Source organism: Sphingopyxis sp., from assembly GCF_965279725.1.
Classification (GTDB): Bacteria; Pseudomonadota; Alphaproteobacteria; order Sphingomonadales; family Sphingomonadaceae; genus Sphingopyxis.
In genome coordinates this window covers 1,569,153-1,586,264 of record NZ_CBDIIL010000003.1, presented here as the reverse complement: position 1 = coordinate 1,586,264, position 17,112 = coordinate 1,569,153, and the positions used below count along the sequence as shown (strand labels likewise).

Below are 17,112 nucleotides of genomic sequence, written 5' to 3'. Positions count from 1 at the left end.
TCAATGCCGCAGGGGACGCATCATGGATTTCCGTAACATCGACAAGCCGAACCGCCGCGATCTGATACGCGGCACCGCGATGCTCGGCGCCGGCGCCATGTTCATGCGGCCGCTGCCGCTGCTCGCGCAATCGGGCGGTATCGCCGCGATCCGCAAGGTGGCCGAAGCCGGCAAGGACGCGTCAATCAAGCGGCTGCGCGACTGGATCGCGCTCCCCTCGATTGCCGCCGAAAATCGCAACATGCCCGAGGGTGCAGCCTATATGGCCGAGCTGGCCAAGGACGCGGGATTTACCAACATCGAAATCGTGCCGACCGACGGCCACCCCGGCGTGTTCGGGACGATCGACGTCGGCGCCAAACGCACCCTTGGCATCTATTTCATGTATGACGTCAAACAATATGATCCCGCCGAATGGTCTTCGCCGCCGCTCGAAGGCAAGCTGGTCGAGCGCCCCGGTTTCGGCAGCGCGATGATGGGCCGCGGCGCGGTGAACCAGAAGGGTCCCGAGGCGACCTTCCTCGCCGCGCTCCACGCGATCCGCGCCGCGGGCGCCAAGCTGCCGGTCAACATCGTCCTCGTTTGCGAAGGCGAGGAAGAAATCGGCTCACCCCACTTCCGCCAGATCGCGACCAAGCCAAACGTCCTTGCCGCGCTCAAAAAATGCGAAGGCATTTTCATTCCCGCCGGCTGGCAGGACAAGAATGGCAATGTCTCGGTCAATCTGGGGTCAAAGGGGATCATCGAACTCGAACTGGTTGCGAGCGGTGAAAAATGGGGCCGCGGGCCCAAGGGCGATGTGCACAGCAGCCTGAAGGCGATGGTCGATTCGCCCGCGTGGCGGCTGGTTTCGGCGCTCAACACGCTGGTCAGCCCCGACGGCAACACCCCGGCGATCGATGGCTGGTTCGAAAATGTCCGGCCGTTGACCGCGCGCGAAAAGACGCTGATCGCTGAAGCGGCAAAGCTGGGCGACGAGGCGCAGCAGAAACAGGTGTTGGGGATCAAGACTTGGATCGACAACCTGTCCTACCCCGACGCGCTGACCCGGCTGGCGCAGGAACCGACGGTCAATATCGAGGGGCTGGTCGCGGGCTATACCGGCCCCGGCGGCAAGACCGTGCTGCCCGGTCGCGCCGTGGCCAAGCTCGACCTGCGCCTCGTCCCCAACCAGACCCGGGCCGAAGCCGAAAAGAAACTCCGCGCCCATCTCGACAAACATGGCTTTACCGACGTCGAAATGAATGTCAGCGGCGGTTACGACCCGACCGAAGTCGATGAAAACAGCCGCCTGATCCGCACCGAACTCGCGACCTACAAAAAACTCGGCGTCCAGGCGAATCTCAACGCGCGGCTGGCGGGCAGTTGGCCCGGCGCGACCTTCACCGCGCCGCCGGTGTCGATCCCCGCGGGCCATTTCGGCACCGGCCACGGCGCCGGGGCGCATGCCCCCGACGAATATTATCTGATCGATTCGACCAATCCCAAGGTCGCGGGACTGGTCGACGCGACAATGGGTTACGCCGAGTTTCTCTATACGCTGGCGGCGATCAAATAGGGGCTAGAACCCATATACCAACGTAAAGCGCGTCTGGGTGTCGACGCTCTCGATGCCCGGCGGCGGGCTGGTGTCGATCTGCGCCGCATAGGCAATGCGGGCCGACAGCGACCCGGTCAGCTTGGCATTGAGCGCGGTCAGCGAGTTCGTCGAGCTGTTGGCCTGGCCGACTATGGTCGAGGCAACCTGCGTCAGCCGCAGCGTTGGCGACAATTGCCAGCCGAAATCAAGCCCCGCGAGTGCGGTCAGTTCGCTGTCGTTCAACCCGCTGATAAAATCGGTCTGGCGCCACGCCGGGCCGCCCTTCAGGCTCAACGACATCGTCTTGCCGTCGATCACCTTGTAACCAAGCCCGCCCGAGATGTTCAGGCGCGTGTCATAGCCCAAGATGCGGTCATGTTCCCACCGGCCGAAACCGAATGCAAAGGCGCGGTCGTTGATGCGATATTGCGGTTCCAGCTCGACCAGATAGCGTTCGACCGACGTCCTGCCATTGGTGCGCTGATAATCCGCCTGCGCGCGCATCTTATGCGTCCAGTCGATCCCCTGACGCGACAGCGCGACCCCTGCGCTCAGCCCCGCCGACTTGGTGTTGCCGCTGCTCTGCGACGCGCCGATCTGCCCTTCGCCCTTCCAATTCTGCCAGAATTTCGCCGCGGCCAGTTTCGCGCGGGCCGCGGCCGCCGCTTCGTCCTTCAACCGCTGGCGTTCGGCGCGGTAGGCGATGACACGCGCGTCGATCTCCGTCGCCAAATCGGGATTGGTCGCCTTCGCCAGCTTTGCCACCGCCTCGACATCGCCATCCTTGCCGCTCGCAATGGCCGCGGCGAGCATATCACCCACCGGGTCGGGCGGAACCACTGGCGCGTGTCCCGTCCGGTACGCCGCGAGCAACGCGTCGATTTCCCGAACACTGAAGGGATTGGCAAGGCGAGCGACTTTGATCACCGCTTCGACATCGGCGTCTTCACCGCTCGCGATAGCGGCGTCGATCATCGCGCGCACGTCGTCGGACAGCAAAGAGTGGAGCGGGACAATGTCCATGGGAAACGGATTGGCCAGCACCGGATCGGCGAGCGCGGGGTTGGGCTGCGGCGGGTTCACCGGTTCCTGAGACGCATATGCCGGCGGCACGGCGAGTGCGAGCGGCAGGCAAAGCGCGGCCAGGCGGGGCAGAGGTGTCACCGGAGACGTCCTTCGCTGGGGGCAAATGCCGGGTTCGTTCGATGCTTGGTGGAAAGCCCAAGCGGTGCGATCACCCGCCATAGCCCGAAAGAGGCTGGCATTTCCACCCCAGCTCCTCCATTTGCAAAGTCATGGTTATCGCCCTCATCGCTATTTTTTGCGCCGGCGTCGGCAATTTCGCGATGCACCGCGCCTTCATGGAAAGCGACGATCCTCTGATTCAGCAGATGGTTCAGCCGCTCGCGAAAAAGGCCGGACCGCACATCACCTATGTGTTCGAATTCCTGCTTCTGGTCGGTGCAATGGCGATCGCGACCCGCAACTGGTTCACGGCGCTGATGCTCTACGGCCTCTACACGATCTTTAACGCGATGGCGTTCAGCTGGATCATGCAACGGCCGCGTTAGGCGCCGCTACCAGGCCGGGCCGCTGATCGGCAGCCCCTGCGATTTAAGTTGGTCGAGCACACCGTCTTTCTCGGCGAGCACACGCAGCGGAACGACCGCGAGCGTGAAGCCCGGCTGCTCCGTCGCATCGCGGATTGCGCCAATCCATCGCTGCCGAATCTCGGGGCCGAAGCCGTCGTTCGTCCATGGCCAACAGCGCCCGAGCGCCTCTTCGAGCGGGTTCGTCATCACCGCCGACACGTCGAACTCGGTCCACGCGCGGCCGCGGTCGGTCACCACGTCGCCGCCCGCCTCGGTCGCCGTCATTGCGGCTTCGAGGCACGGGATATGCGTTTCGGGCGCCGCGGCGAATAGGTTGTCGAGCATATCCTCGCCGCGCACTTCGCCGACGGGCTGAGTCGGAATTTTGGACTGACTCGCCGCCTTGCGCACGACGTCAGACGCGTCATCGGCAGTGTCCTTGTTGAACGAAAGCCGTTTCGAAAGCAGGTCGAATGCCGTCATCAGAAAATTCACGCGTGCGTAATCCTGATCGAAACGCGCTTCGAGCGCCCGAAGGCGCTGCATCTGTTTCGTATCGAGATAATCGGCGGCGACGCGCCCCTTCGGCAATTTGGTGAGCCCGCCGCCTTTGAAGATCAGCCGCAAGATGTCGCCTGGCGACACCTTCGCCTTGGTACCCAGGATGACGCGCTGCGCGCGGTCGGTCGCCCCTTCCAGTCGTTCGGGACGCCAGGGCGTCGCTTTCGGCACGGCCGCAATTTCGCCGACCAGAATGATCACGCCAGCTTGCGTCTGGATCGTCCACATCGGCGCCCCCGAACGACGCGCGGTGACAACGATATCGTCATTTGCCTGATTTGCAGCCGGCGGCTCGGCGGCCCGGACCGGGCATAAGGGCAGCGCAGCGGCGACCAGCAGCATCGCCATCACGCCGCGCATCATGCTACTCCGTGGTACCACCACACACCGTCGCGATCCTCGCGCCGGACACGGCCTTCGACCTCCAGCCGCTTGAGATGCGCGAACGCCTCACCGGTCGCCAGCCCCTGATTATGCTCGCCGATCGGGCGGTTGAACAGCAGCGGGAAACTGTCGACCGCGCGCAGCGGGGCCTTTGCCGCGGCTTCGGCCAGATTATAGAGCCGCATGCGATGCTCGTCACGCAGCGCCATCAGGCGGACGTGCAGCCCCTTGAACGGTTCGCCATGCGCCGGGCAGGTGATAACATCGGCGGGCACGGTAGCGATCAATTTGTCGATCGACGCCAGCCATTCGCCGAGCGGATCGGCATCGGGCTCGGTGATATTGACCGACACGTTCGAACTGATCCGCGGCAGCACCTGATCGCCCGACACCAGCACGCCTTCGCGCTCGTTCCACAGGCAAGCATGTTCGGGGCTGTGCCCCGATCCGGTGACGACGCGCCACTGGTGGGCGCCCATGTCGATCCGGTCGCCGTCTTCGATCCGCACATAGCTGCGCGGCAGCGGAAAGATCATGCGCTGGAACATGTTCCAGCCGCGCGTCCGGGCGGCCTCGATCGCCGCCGCGTCCCAGCCGGCGGCGCGCGATTGCGCCAGCACCTCGTCGGGGGCGGTGTCGGATGAATCAGCAATGATCGCGCGCGCGGTCAGCATCTCGCCGCGTGTCATCCACAGTTTCACGCCGCGCTTTTTGGCGATCCAGCCGGCCAGCCCGATATGGTCGGGGTGCAGGTGCGTGCCGATGACCCGCGTGATCCGCGTGTCCTGAAGCGCGCCCGCGTAGAGCGCTTTCCACGCGTCCGAACACATGGTCAGGCAGATGCCGGTATCGACAATCGCAACGCCGTCTGCCCCGTCGCTGGCAACGTCGTCCAGAAGCCAGCTGTTGATATGGCCGAGCGACCCCGGCATCGGGATGCGCGCCCAGCTGATCCCGGGCGCAATCCGGATCGTCTCGCCAGCGCCCGGCGCGGCATCGCCCCACGGATAGGTGAGGCCGGCATGGCTGGTCGACGTGAAGCTGTCGTCCTGGGTCAGCGAGGCGTCCGGCGAGCCGCTGGCCGCCGGGATATTATCGTCATCGTGCCCCGACGCCACGCGTCAGGCCGCCGTTTCGTCGCTTGCGGCTTCGGCCGCTGCTTCTGCCGCGGCCTCGATGGCGCGCGCTTCATTCGCGGCGGTGCGTTCGGCGCGCAGTTCTTCGAGCAGCGCTTCGCGATCGCCTTCGAAGCGGTTATCGGTCGGCGCCGCGATCCCGGCCTTTTTCGCAGCCTTGGCGACAAGCGCGTCAAGCTCGCGCTGCGAGCACAGGCCCAGCGTCACCGGGTCCTTGGCGACGATATTGGCGCTGTTCCAGTGGCTGCGGTCGCGGATCGCGCCGATCGTGTTGCGCGTCGTACCGATCAGCTTGCCGATCGCGCCATCCGATACTTCGGGGTGGTTCTTCAGGATCCAGGCGATGCCGTCGGGCTTATCCTGGCGCTTGCTGACCGGAGTATAGCGCGGGCCGCGGGTGCGGCGGATCGTGTCCTGCGCCTGCTTGCTCATCTTGAGCTTGTACGCCGGGTCGTCCTGACCCTTTTCGATCTCTTCCATCGACAGTTCGTGCGCGCGCACCGGGTCGCGGCCGGTATATTTGGTCGCCGCGGTCTCGTCGGCGATCGCCTGCACTTCCAGAATATGGATGCCGCAATATTCGGCGATCTGGATAAAGGTCAGGCCGGTATTGTCGACCAGCCAGGCGGCGGTCGCATGCGGCATCAGCGGGGTGGCGTCGGGATTGGCCATGGCCGGGTTTCTCCAAGCGGAAATGAAAGGGCCGCCCCTCACGGAGCGGCCGAATAATGGCGTCGGCTGTAAACCGGATTGCCAGAAGGGGCAAGGGGCGCCGTGCGACGCCGCTTGCCTCCGTTCAGATAGTCAGCACGATCTTTCCGACATGCGCGCCCGCCTGCATCCGCGCATGCGCGGCGCTGGCTTCGGCCAGCAGGAAGATTTGGTCCATCGCCGGTTTCCACCCGCCCTCCGCCAGCCGTGGCCAGACGGTGCGGTGGATCTCATCGGCGAGTGCCGCCTTGAAGTCAGCGCTGCGGGCGCGCAGCGTCGATCCGGTCATCGTCAGGCGGCGGCGCATCACCTGCGAAATATCAATCTCGACCTTCGCGCCGCGCTGAAACGCAATGGTGACATGGCGCCCGTCCTCGGCGAGGCATTCCAGATTGCGCGGCACATAGTCGCCGCCGACCATATCGAGCACCGCATTGACGCCCTTGCCGCCCGTGAACGCCTTGACCGCCTCGACATAATCCTCGGTCGAATAATCGACCGCCAGATCGGCCCCGAGCGAAGTCGCGGCAGCGCATTTGTCGGCGCTTCCGCACGTCACGATGATCTTGATGTCGAACAGCTTGCACAGGCCAATTGCGGTCGTACCGATGCCGCTGGTGCCGCCATGCACCAGCACCGTCTCGCCCTCTGCGATCCACGCGCGTTCGAACAGATTGTGCCACACGGTGAACACCGTTTCGGGCAGCGCCGCCGCCTCGGCCATGGAAAAGCCCTTGGGTACCGGCAGGCAGCTGCCCACCGGCGCGGTGCAATATTCGGCATAGCCGCCGCCTGCGACCAGCGCGCATACCGCCTGTCCCAGCAATTCTGGATCGCTGCCCGGCCCGACCGCGACGATCGTCCCGGCGATTTCCAGCCCCGGCAGATCCGACGCCCCCGGTGGCGGCGGATAAAAGCCCATGCGTTGCAGCACGTCGGGGCGGTTGACCCCCGCGGCAGCGACGCGGATCAGCACCTCGCCCGGCCCCGGCTGCGGCACCGGGCGCTGCTCGGATACCAGGACTTCGGGTCCGCCGGGCGCGCTGATGGCGATCGCGGTCATGCTCGCTGGCAGGCTGGTCACGTTGAAATTACCCCCGATTTTCAAAAGGTCCCACAACCTTCACCCCGCATTATTGACAGGCGATTGGCGCGGGTCAACAGTTGGTCGGCCTTTTTGACTGAGGGAACAGCGAGAGTAGAAGAACCGCCATGGACGATGACGACCTGCCCCGCCGCCGCGACGATGTGCTTGCGGCGCTGACCAAACAACCGCTCGATCCGCTGTCGGTGAGCGAACTCGATGACCGTATCGCGACGCTCGGGGCTGAAATCGAGCGCGTCAAGGCGCACCGCGCCGCCGCAACGAGCCACAAGGCGATCGCCGACGCTTTGTTCAAAAAGGGGTAGGCGCTACTCCGCCTCGGTGCTCAGCCCAAGCTCCGGAATACCGATCGAACGCCGCCCGCCAAAATCGGACCGCACGACGATCGCGCCCTGCTTTTCCATATAGTCGACCAGCCGGCGGATGCGCCCCGGCGAGCGGCTGCCATAGGCACGGCCAAGGATGTCATCGTCGGGACAGGCCTCACCCTCCATCGCAGCGCGCGCGATCTGCAGGAAGGGCGCGAGCATGTCGTCGGGCAAGCGCTCCGCCACCGCCAGCGCATCGGTCCAGCGCAGCTCGGACGGATCGAACACGCCCCCTTTCGCCAGCGCAAAACGGCGCCGAAATGCGGCGAGGTCGAGCGGCACCTTCTTCAGCTTCTGCATCCGGCAGCGCACCGAAAAATCCTGATACAAAAAGGCCTCGGGCTGGAACGCGCTATCGGGGTCGGTCAGCATGTCCTGAAGCATCGCGATCACTACCGCATCGCTGTGCCCGGCTTCTGCGGCCGCCTCGACGATGTCAAACACGGGCGGCGCGTCCGGGTCTTCGTGCAGCGCCTCGACCGCCGCGATCCGTTCGAGCAGTTCGCTCGCCGCGACCGGTTCGGGTTCGGGCGCAAAAACGCGCGGCTGCGTCGGCGCCTCCATCTCGGTGAATAGCATCGACCGCATGTCGGCGCCGCCCGCCACCGGCAGCGGCATCAGGCTGTGCGTCCCCATACGCGTCGCGGTCTGCGTCGCGCCGATGCGGATCGACAGCGGACGGCGCGAAATTGCCGGGCCGAGCCCAAGGAAATGCCCGCGCTCCAGATCGCGGATCGCCTCGGCCTGCCGCCGCTCCATGCCAAGCAGGTCGGCGGCGCGCGCCATATCGATGTCCAGAAAGGTGCGCCCCATCAGGAAATTGCTCGCCTCGGCGGCGACATTCTTCGCGAGCTTCGCCAGCCGCTGCGTCGCGATTGCGCCCGCAAGGCCGCGCTTGCGCCCGCGGCACATCAGGTTGGTCATCGCCGACAGGCTCGCTCGGCGAACGGTATCGGACACATCGCCGGCGACGCTCGGCGCGAACATCTGCGCCTCGTCGACCACCACCAGCGCCGGAAACCAATGCTCGCGCGGCGCGTCGAACAATGCGTTCAGGAACGCGGCGGCGCACGTCATCTGCGCCTCGATATCGAGCGATTCGAGACTGAGCACGATCGACGCGCGATGCTCGCGGATGCGTGCGCCCATCGCTGCAATCTCGCGCTCGTTATAGTCGCCGCCGTTGATCACGACATGGCTGTACGCGTCGGCGAGCGTCACAAAATCGCCCTCGGGATCGATCACGATCTGCTGCACTAACGACGCGCTTTCCTCGAGGATGCGGCGCAGCAGGTGCGACTTTCCCGACCCCGAATTGCCCTGGACGAGCAGCCGCGTCGCCAGCAGTTCCTGCACGTCGATGCGCACGCTTTGCCCCGTGGCGTCGGTCCCGATATCGATGCTGGTCTTCACGGACGCCGCCCTATCGGGCGCCCATGCGAATGACAACCGGGCGGAATTTCGAACCGCCCGATTTTGCGCCGTGACCTTGCCAAGCGGCGCGAACGCGCCAAAAGAACGGCATGGATTTCGACGATCAACTCCGCCGCTATTTCGGCACCGCCGACCTTTCAGCGATCCACCCCGAAGCGCACGCCGCAGGCACCGAACGCATGCGCGTCGACTTCGGCTTAGAGGCCAACCCCGGCCGCCGCTTCGCTTTGTGGGCGCTGATGTACATGCTCGGCGTCGCGCCGGACCTCGATGTTGCGTTCAAGGATGAGGGCGAGCGCAACACAGCGCGTGATTTTATGGATATGGTCGATCGAGCGGGTGAAGATTGATCTTGGATGTGCGGATTGATGCATCGATCTCTAGCCGTCGGAAAATGGCGCTATTCACGCCAAACATTTGCTCACGTCTTCATTTTGGTTCTGAGACCATTTGAACAATCAAGAAAGTGACAGATTGGCTTTCGAATATTCTGCTCAGAACCACGACTGGGATCTGACGCTCCATGCGGCTGCTGAGCTAATCGGCGCGGGCTTCACGATGGACAAAAAGGAAAGGACCGGCACCTTGTCGATGGGCTTTTCCTTTTTCACCGGTGGCATGGTGCTATCATTTGCTGCGATTGAGAGCTTTGCAGCATCGATCGCATTCTCCATGCCAACAGAACAACGGTTTTCAGGTTTCGATTTTGGGCGCTACCGCTCGGCGCGACGGTTTTGGGACAAGATGGAAATGCTCATGTCCGCCGTCGGCATAGAGATGGATAAGAGCAGCGGACTCTTTCAGCATATCGGACAAATGCAGGAATGGCGCAATCTTGTCACGCACGCAGCACCTTATGAAATAGAGACCACCAACATATCAGACACCGTTAAATCTCCTGTGAAACTACATAAGAACAAAAGACATCTTGAATATACTAGAATGGTTGATGCTGATAATGCGAAGCGGTTCTACGAAACCGCGTGCTCATTCATTGATCTTTTGACCGAGAGAACCGGAATCGATCCGCGTGCTTCGGCTACCTACAAATCGCTGGCATAGCCTTGATCGGCCGTTGGGTGATGGATCTGCGGACTCTCCCCCAAATCCCCAACGCCCCGTTAACCATACCGCAACCCCCGTCATCGTAATTTCACAAAGCCTTCCGCTTTTCCCTTGCGGCGCGGCGGCGGCATCGCCACGTTGTGTTCCTAGGGGCCGCCTCTCTCCCCCGGCGGGCCTCGCAAGGAGAAAAGTCCATGCCGTCCTTTTCGGAGAGCCTCGAAAAGACCCTGCACAATGCGCTGAAGGCCGCATCGGAGCGTCACCACGAATATGCGACGCTCGAGCATCTGCTCTACGCGCTGATCGACGACGACCACGCCGCCGAAGTGATGCGCGCCTGCGGCGTCGCGATCGACGACCTGCAATCCGCGGTCGTCCACTATCTCGATACCGAACTCGACAGCCTGAAGGTCGAGGGGCACAGCGACCCGTCGCCGACCAGCGGCTTCCAGCGCGTCGTCCAGCGCGCGATCCTGCACGTCCAGTCGTCGGGCAAGGATGAAGTCACCGGCGCCAACGTCCTCGTCGCCCTCTTCTCCGAACGCGAATCCTACGCCGTCTATTTCCTCCAGCAGCAGGATTTGACGCGCCTCGACGCGGTCTCCTACCTCAGCCACGGCGTCGGCAAGGGCGGCAAGCCCTCGCCGCAGGCCGAGCCCGAGGAAAAGGAAGAGACGAAGGACAAGGACAGCGGCGGCAAGAACAAGAAAGAAACCGCGCTCGACCAGTTCACCGTCAACCTCAACGAGAAAGCCAAGATCGGCAAGGTCGACCCGCTGATCGGCCGCCATGCCGAGGTTGACCGCACGATCCAGATCCTCTGCCGCCGGTCGAAGAACAACCCGCTCTATGTGGGCGATCCCGGCGTCGGCAAGACCGCGATCGCCGAGGGCCTCGCGCGCAAGATCATCGAGGGCGACGTGCCCGAGGTGCTGCTGCCCGCGGTGATCTATTCGCTCGACATGGGCGCGCTGCTCGCTGGAACCCGCTACCGCGGCGATTTCGAGGAACGGCTGAAACAGGTCGTTACCGAACTCGAAGGCCTGCCGCACGCGATCCTGTTCATCGACGAAATCCACACCGTCATCGGTGCGGGCGCCACTTCGGGCGGCGCAATGGACGCGTCGAACCTGCTCAAGCCGGCGCTGTCGGGCGGCGTGATCCGCTGCATCGGCTCGACGACGTACAAGGAGTTCCGCAACCATTTCGAAAAGGACCGCGCATTGCTGCGCCGGTTCCAGAAGATCGACGTGGTCGAGCCGACGCTGGAGGACACGAAGAAAATCCTCGCCGGCCTGCGCAGCGCGTTCGAGGCGCATCATCAGGTGCGTTACACTCCCGACGCGATCAACGCCGCGGTCGAACTCAGCGCGCGCTACATCAACGACCGGAAATTGCCCGACAAGGCGATCGACGTGATCGACGAGGTCGGCGCGATGCAGATGCTCGTCGCCCCGTCGAAGCGCAAAAAGACGATCACCGCGAAAGAGATCGAGCAGGTCATCGCGACGATGGCGCGCATCCCGCCCAAATCGGTGTCGAGCGACGACAAGGCGACCCTCGCCAGCCTCGAAACCGACCTCAAGCGCGTCGTGTTCGGTCAGAATACCGCGATCGAAGTGCTGTCGTCGGCGATCAAGCTGAGCCGTGCCGGCCTGCGCGATCCCGAAAAACCGATCGGCAACTATCTGTTCAGCGGCCCCACCGGCGTCGGCAAGACCGAGGTCGCCAAGCAGCTCGCGTCGATCATGGGCATTCCGTTGCAGCGCTTCGACATGTCCGAATATATGGAGCGCCACAGCGTCTCACGCCTGATCGGCGCGCCCCCAGGCTATGTCGGTTATGATCAGGGCGGCTTGCTCACCGATGCGATCGACCAGAATCCGCATTGCGTGCTGCTGCTCGACGAAATCGAAAAGGCGCATCCCGATCTGTTCAACATCCTGTTGCAGGTCATGGACCATGGCCGCCTGACCGATCATCACGGCAAGACCGTCGATTTCCGCAACGTCATCCTGATCATGACGACCAATGCGGGCGCGAGCGACATGGCGCGCGAAGGCATCGGCTTCGGCGCGTTCACGCGCGAGGATGTCCAGGAGGAAGCGGTGAAGAACCTGTTCACCCCCGAATTCCGCAACCGTCTCGATGCGATCGTGCCGTTCGGCTATCTGCCGCCCGAAGTGGTCGCGCGCGTCGTCGATAAGTTCATCCTCGAACTCGAACTCCAGCTCGCCGACCGCAACGTCCATATCCAGCTCGACGAAGCAGCGCGCGAATGGCTGACCGGCAAGGGCTATGACAAGCTCTATGGCGCGCGTCCGATGGGCCGTTTGATCCAGGAAAAGATCAAGCAGCCGCTCGCTGAGGAACTGCTCTTCGGCAAGCTCGTCCATGGCGGCGAGGTCAAGGTGAAGATGAAGACCGGCGACGATGCCAAGGTCGGCAATCCCCTCGCCTTCGAAATCGTCTCGGCCCCGCCGAAAGCTGGCCGCGGCAAGGCGAAGATGCCAAAGGCGGACAAGGCGAAGAAAGCGGCGGAGTGACGGAATCGGGGCGCGTGCGGCAGCGCAGGCGCCCCCTTCTTCTGCTTGGCCTCGGCCTGTCGCTCATCTGGGCGCTCTATTGGTTTTGGCCGGTCGGCCAGCCGAAACCCGATTTCATGATTGAAACCAGTCCGACCGAATCGATGGAGTTTGAAGGTCACGGCAGCAACGCCAAGCCGCATCTGCCATATTACAAAGATGGTCAGTTCTTCTCTGCAGATGGAAGGATCCTCAGTCCAAAAGATGTCATCCGCGACGACCGACATCCAGACAACATCGACTCTTTACAATTCGCTGCTCCGTTTTTCTTGGACGATTCAGCTACCCAGGCCGATTTTTCCCGCGCGATTGAGAAGATCTGGGATGTTTGCGACGTTCCCATTTTTATTGTCGTTCACGGCCAGAGTGAAATTCCCGGCTTACTTCCCGTGAAAGAACGAATGGATTGTGCTTCGGTTTTCCCAAACCCGGCCAATCGAACGCCATTGCCTCAGGGGTAGCAATCGCACCTCCTTCAACATTGCATCTTGGGCCAAACATCGTTATAACATTCGTATGAACACGCCGCTCAAAATCACCAAGGTCGGTAACAGCGCCGCCGTGATCCTGCCCAAGGAACTGCTTGCGCGGCTTGGAGCGGTGCAGGGCGACATGCTGTCGGTACGTGACACCGAGCGCGGGATCGAACTCGCACCCTATGACGCAGATTTTGAAACGCAGATGGCGGCTGCCCGCGAGGTCATGGCACGTCGCAAACGCGCGCTGCGCGAACTCGCCAAATAGCGATACCCGCAATGAGTTGGATCTGGGTATCGCTGGAGGTCGCTCTGGCGGCCCATCTGGAGCAGCTGGCTGAACATGGCGGCGGCGAAGGCCTGCGCGATTCGGGCATGCTCGAAAGCGCCATGGCACGGCCGCAAAACCTCGTCGCTTACGGCGACCCCGACGCGGCTGAACTCGCGGCCTCCTATGCCTTTGGCATTGCGCGCAACCATCCCTTTGTCGACGGCAATAAACGCACTGCGGCGGTGGTCAGCGAAACCTTTCTAGTGCTGAACGGCAACAATTTAACTGCCACTGATGCGGAACTGGTGGTGACCTTCCTCGCACTTGCGGCGGGAGAATTGCCGGAAAGCGAGCTCGCGGACTGGTTCCGCGACCATCTTGCCAAAAGCTGACGCCACCGCCCCCTCGCTTTTTCACCCTTCAGCGATTATATCTCCTCCCATGTACGACTATGTCTCCGTAACCACCGCCGACGCTGGCGCGCCCACCCCCGTGCGTGACGGCACGATCAAGCTGCACGACGAAGCGGGCTTTGCCGGCATGCGCAAGGCGGGGCGGCTGTCGGCCGAAATCCTCGACGCGCTCGTCCCCTTCGTCCAGCCCGGGGTAACCACCGCTGCGATCGACGACCTCGTCCGCACGATGATGCTGGAGGGCGGTGGCATCCCCGCCACGCTCGGCTATCGCGGTTTCACGCACAGCTGCTGCACCAGCATCAACCATGTCGTGTGCCACGGCATCCCCGACGACAAGCCGGTGCGTGACGGCGATATTATCAATATCGACGTCACGACGATCATCGACGGCTGGCACGGCGACACCAGCCGCATGTATCTGGTCGGCGATGTGCCGATCAAGGCGAAGCGGCTGGTCGAGGTTACCTATGAATGCCTGATGCTCGGTATCGAGCAGGCGAAGCCCGGCAACCGGATGGGCGACGTCGCCCATGCGATCCAGACCCACGCCGAGCGTCATCGTTATTCGGTCGTCCGCGATTTCTGCGGCCATGGGCTGGGCCAGATGTTCCACGATGCGCCCGAGGTCGTTCATGCCGGCCGCCCCGGCACCGGACCGGAACTGCGCCCCGGCATGTTCTTCACGATCGAGCCGATGATCAACACCGGCAAATTTGCCGTGAAGATGCTCCCCGACGGCTGGACTGCGGTAACCCGCGACCGTTCGCTCTCCGCGCAGTTCGAACACAGCATCGGGATCACCGAAACCGGCTGCGAGATTTTCACCGCCAGCCCGACGGGTTTGAACGCGCCGCCTTGGCTAGGCTGATCGGTGCAATGATTTTTCGTCACCCCGGCTTGATCCGGGGTCCACGAAGGCTGGCACTGCGTTGGAAGTCATGGATCCCGGATCAAGTCCGGGATGACGAAAGTGATACCCCCACACCCACCCCCCATATTCGCGCTTGCACCAGCCCGTCTTCGCGCGCAGTCTTGACGTTAACGTCAAGCATAGGCGTCGAACGGGAGAGATGGGATGGCGAAACGGGTCTGGACGACTGCGCTGCTGGGCGGCGCGGCACTGGCATTGGCTTCATGCAACGCATCGAAGAACGACAGCATGTCGGGCGGCGCATCGCTCGACGATGCCGAAAAGGCCAGCGAGACCCTGCTCAAGACCGGCGGCAATGGCGACGATTGGGGCGCCATCGGCTATAGCTATGACGAACAGCGTTTCAGCCCGCTGACGGACATCAGTGACAAGAATGTGGGCGAGCTCGGCATCGCCTGGACCGCCGACCTTGAGGATGCGCGCGGCCAGGAAGCGACTCCCGTCGTTGTCGATGGCGTGATGTATGTCACCCACGCCTGGTCAAAGGTCAGCGCGTGGGATGCCGCGACCGGAAAAGAACTGTGGAAGTTCGACCCTAAGGTCCCGGGCGAGCGCGCGGTTTCGGCCTGCTGCGACGTCGTCAACCGCGGCGTCGCGGTGTGGGGCGACAAGGTCTTTGTCGGCGCGCTCGACGGCCGGCTGATCGCGCTCGATAAAAAGACCGGCAAGGAGTTGTGGTCGACGCAGACCTTCGACACGTCGAAGCCTTACACGATCACCGGCGCCCCGCGCGTCGTGAAGGACATGGTGCTGATCGGCAACGGCGGCGCCGAATTCGGGGTGCGCGGTTATGTCACCGCCTACGACGCCGACACCGGCAAGGAGCGCTGGCGTTTCTACACCGCGCCCAACCCAACGCGTGCCAGGGACGGCGCGGCATCGGACGATATCTTCGCAACCAAGGGCAACGCGACCTGGTCCGACAAGGGCGAGTGGCAGACCTCCGGCGGCGGCGGCACCGTGTGGGACGCGATCGTCTATGACAAGGATCTCGACCAGATCTATCTGGGGGTCGGCAACGGCAATCCGTGGAACCACGGCACGCGCTCGAACGGCGAAGGCGACAACTGGTTCCTATCGTCGGTCGTCGCGCTCGACGCGTCGACCGGCAAGTATAAATGGCATTATCAGGAAACGCCGGGCGAGACGTGGGATTATACCGCGACCCAGCCGATCATTCTCGCCGAGCAGGCGGTGAACGGCACCCCGACCAAAGTGCTGTACCATGCGCCGAAAAACGGTTTCTTCTTCACCATCGACCGCTCGAACGGCAAGCTGATCGACGCCAAACCCTTTGTCGACGGGATCAACTGGGCCACCGGTTACGACCTCGCCACCGGCCGCCCGATCGAAAACCCCGAGGCCCGTTTCTACAAAACCGGCAAGCCCTTCATCGCGATCCCCGGCGCGCTCGGTGCGCACAATTGGCATCCGATGAGCTACAATCCCGCGACTGGCCTCGTCTATATCCCCGCGCAGCAGATCCCGCAGGGCTATCTTGCCGACATGACCGAGCTCGACCGCCGTAAGGTCGTCGGCTTCAACATCGGCACGACGCTGACCGGGACCATGCTTCCCGACGACAAGGCGGCGTTCCGGGCCGCCGTTGCCGCGACGACGGGCCGCCTTGTTGCTTTCGACCCGCGTACCGGCAAGGTCGCATGGGCGGTCGATCATCCCGCCGCGTGGAACGGCGGCACGATGACCACCGCGGGCAATCTGGTGTTTCAGGGTACCAGCCTTGGGCGCTTCCGCGCTTATACCGCCGACACCGGCAAGCAATTGCTCGACCTCGACATGCAATCGGGGATCGTCAGCGCGCCCTCGACCTTCCGCGTCGGTGGCGTCCAATATGTCGCGTTCATGACCAGCAAGGGCGGCGCCTTCCCGCTCGTCGCCGGGGTCGCCGGCGGCGCGACGCGCAAGGTGCCGAATATCCCACGCTTGGTGGTGCTGAAGATCGGCGGCACCGTAAAGCTCCCCGCCCCGCCCGCGACGACGACGCTGGCGTGGAACCCGCCCCCGATGACTGCCACCCCCACGCAGGTTGCGGCGGGCAAGGCGCATTTCGGGCGCTATTGTATCGTCTGTCACGGTGACAGTGCGATCGGCAACGGCTTCACCCCCGACCTCCGCGTTTCGGGTACGCTCGCCAACGCCGAGGCGTGGAAGGGTGTCGTGATCGGCGGCGCGCTCAAGGATCGCGGCATGGTGAGCTTCGGCAACGTGCTGACCCCCGCCGACGCCGAGGCGATCCGCGCCTATGTCATCGAACGGTCGAATTGGACTAAGGCCAATCTGGCGGACTCGGCGGCACCGATGGGGCGGTAATCCGACGCTCTCTCCTCGAGGAGAGAGGCGAAAAATGTTACTTCTGCTGTTTTTTTAGGCACCGCCGCGCGCGCGTTGCTCACCCATTGGGCAATGGCGCAATTTTCGGTCACAAATCTTACCAAAAGCTTGCGATTCGCCAATTGGCACGGCTCTTGATTGGTGCA

At 63.3% G+C, this 17,112-nt stretch carries 17 protein-coding genes; 11 read left to right on the top strand and 6 right to left on the bottom strand.

Annotated elements, in window-relative coordinates:
* Positions 1–22: 22 nt before the first annotated feature.
* The gene (locus tag ACQY6T_RS16615; protein ID WP_428632596.1) at positions 23–1,558 is read left to right on the top strand and encodes a M20/M25/M40 family metallo-hydrolase; all 1,536 of its coding nucleotides are present in this window, start codon (positions 23–25) and stop codon (positions 1,556–1,558) included.
* 3 nt (positions 1,559–1,561) lie between these two features.
* Here ACQY6T_RS16615 and ACQY6T_RS16610 read toward each other — a convergent pair whose 3' ends face one another.
* Positions 1,562–2,743 carry a DUF481 domain-containing protein gene (locus ACQY6T_RS16610; RefSeq protein WP_428632594.1) on the bottom strand — a complete coding sequence of 394 codons (1,182 nt, stop codon included), beginning with the start codon at positions 2,741–2,743 and terminating at the stop codon, positions 1,562–1,564.
* Positions 2,744–2,874: 131 nt separating this feature from the next.
* Between ACQY6T_RS16610 and ACQY6T_RS16605 the strand changes: the two genes are divergently transcribed.
* Positions 2,875–3,150: a hypothetical protein gene (locus ACQY6T_RS16605; RefSeq protein ID WP_428632592.1), complete on the top strand. Its 276-nt coding sequence runs from the start codon at positions 2,875–2,877 to the stop codon at positions 3,148–3,150.
* A gap of 6 nt (positions 3,151–3,156) precedes the next feature.
* Here ACQY6T_RS16605 and ACQY6T_RS16600 read toward each other — a convergent pair whose 3' ends face one another.
* The 4 genes from ACQY6T_RS16600 to ACQY6T_RS16585 all read right to left on the bottom strand — a co-directional run bounded on the left by ACQY6T_RS16600 (position 3,157) and on the right by ACQY6T_RS16585 (position 7,026).
* The gene (locus ACQY6T_RS16600) at positions 3,157–4,095 is read right to left on the bottom strand and encodes a TraB/GumN family protein (RefSeq protein WP_428632590.1); all 939 of its coding nucleotides are present in this window, start codon (positions 4,093–4,095) and stop codon (positions 3,157–3,159) included.
* Entirely contained in the window at positions 4,092–5,234 is a 1,143-nt protein-coding gene (locus tag ACQY6T_RS16595) for an MBL fold metallo-hydrolase (RefSeq protein WP_428632589.1), read from the bottom strand. Before ACQY6T_RS16595 ends, ACQY6T_RS16600 begins: the two co-directional genes overlap by 4 nt.
* Positions 5,235–5,237: 3 nt before the next feature.
* On the bottom strand, positions 5,238–5,924 hold the full coding sequence (locus tag ACQY6T_RS16590; RefSeq protein WP_428632587.1) for a cell cycle transcriptional regulator TrcR: 687 nt from the start codon (positions 5,922–5,924) through the stop codon (positions 5,238–5,240).
* 124 nt (positions 5,925–6,048) lie between these two features.
* The gene (locus ACQY6T_RS16585) at positions 6,049–7,026 is read right to left on the bottom strand and encodes an NAD(P)H-quinone oxidoreductase (protein WP_428632586.1); all 978 of its coding nucleotides are present in this window, start codon (positions 7,024–7,026) and stop codon (positions 6,049–6,051) included.
* Between the two features lie 149 nt (positions 7,027–7,175).
* On the opposite strand from ACQY6T_RS16585, the gene ACQY6T_RS16580 reads away from it, so the two are divergent.
* Positions 7,176–7,373: a DUF1192 domain-containing protein gene (locus ACQY6T_RS16580; protein WP_428632584.1), complete on the top strand. Its 198-nt coding sequence runs from the start codon at positions 7,176–7,178 to the stop codon at positions 7,371–7,373.
* A gap of 3 nt (positions 7,374–7,376) precedes the next feature.
* On the opposite strand, the gene ACQY6T_RS16575 is transcribed toward ACQY6T_RS16580, so the two are convergent.
* The gene (locus ACQY6T_RS16575) at positions 7,377–8,849 is read right to left on the bottom strand and encodes a helicase HerA domain-containing protein (RefSeq protein ID WP_428632581.1); all 1,473 of its coding nucleotides are present in this window, start codon (positions 8,847–8,849) and stop codon (positions 7,377–7,379) included.
* 110 nt (positions 8,850–8,959) lie between these two features.
* Here ACQY6T_RS16575 and ACQY6T_RS16570 point away from each other — a divergent pair, with 110 nt between their 5' ends.
* The 8 genes from ACQY6T_RS16570 (at position 8,960) to ACQY6T_RS16535 (ending at position 16,945) form a co-directional block, all read left to right on the top strand.
* On the top strand, positions 8,960–9,220 hold the full coding sequence (locus ACQY6T_RS16570; protein WP_428632580.1) for a hypothetical protein: 261 nt from the start codon (positions 8,960–8,962) through the stop codon (positions 9,218–9,220).
* 124 nt (positions 9,221–9,344) lie between these two features.
* Positions 9,345–9,932, top strand: coding sequence for a hypothetical protein (locus tag ACQY6T_RS16565; RefSeq protein WP_428632577.1), 588 nt, complete (start codon positions 9,345–9,347; stop codon positions 9,930–9,932).
* A gap of 197 nt (positions 9,933–10,129) precedes the next feature.
* The gene (gene clpA / locus ACQY6T_RS16560) at positions 10,130–12,481 is read left to right on the top strand and encodes an ATP-dependent Clp protease ATP-binding subunit ClpA (protein ID WP_428632575.1); all 2,352 of its coding nucleotides are present in this window, start codon (positions 10,130–10,132) and stop codon (positions 12,479–12,481) included.
* Positions 12,478–12,981, top strand: coding sequence for a hypothetical protein (locus ACQY6T_RS16555; protein WP_428632573.1), 504 nt, complete (start codon positions 12,478–12,480; stop codon positions 12,979–12,981). The genes clpA and ACQY6T_RS16555 overlap by 4 nt, the downstream gene beginning before the upstream one ends.
* Positions 12,982–13,036: 55 nt before the next feature.
* Positions 13,037–13,264, top strand: a complete 228-nt coding sequence (locus ACQY6T_RS16550; RefSeq protein WP_428632571.1) for an AbrB/MazE/SpoVT family DNA-binding domain-containing protein — start codon at positions 13,037–13,039, stop codon at positions 13,262–13,264.
* An 11-nt stretch (positions 13,265–13,275) separates the two neighbouring features.
* Positions 13,276–13,659: a type II toxin-antitoxin system death-on-curing family toxin gene (locus tag ACQY6T_RS16545; protein WP_428632569.1), complete on the top strand. Its 384-nt coding sequence runs from the start codon at positions 13,276–13,278 to the stop codon at positions 13,657–13,659.
* Between the two features lie 49 nt (positions 13,660–13,708).
* On the top strand, positions 13,709–14,551 hold the full coding sequence (gene map / locus ACQY6T_RS16540; protein ID WP_428632567.1) for a type I methionyl aminopeptidase: 843 nt from the start codon (positions 13,709–13,711) through the stop codon (positions 14,549–14,551).
* Between the two features lie 207 nt (positions 14,552–14,758).
* Positions 14,759–16,945 (top strand): PQQ-dependent dehydrogenase, methanol/ethanol family, encoded by a 2,187-nt coding sequence (locus ACQY6T_RS16535; protein WP_428632566.1) that lies wholly within the window; start codon positions 14,759–14,761, stop codon positions 16,943–16,945.
* Positions 16,946–17,112: the final 167 nt, after the last annotated feature.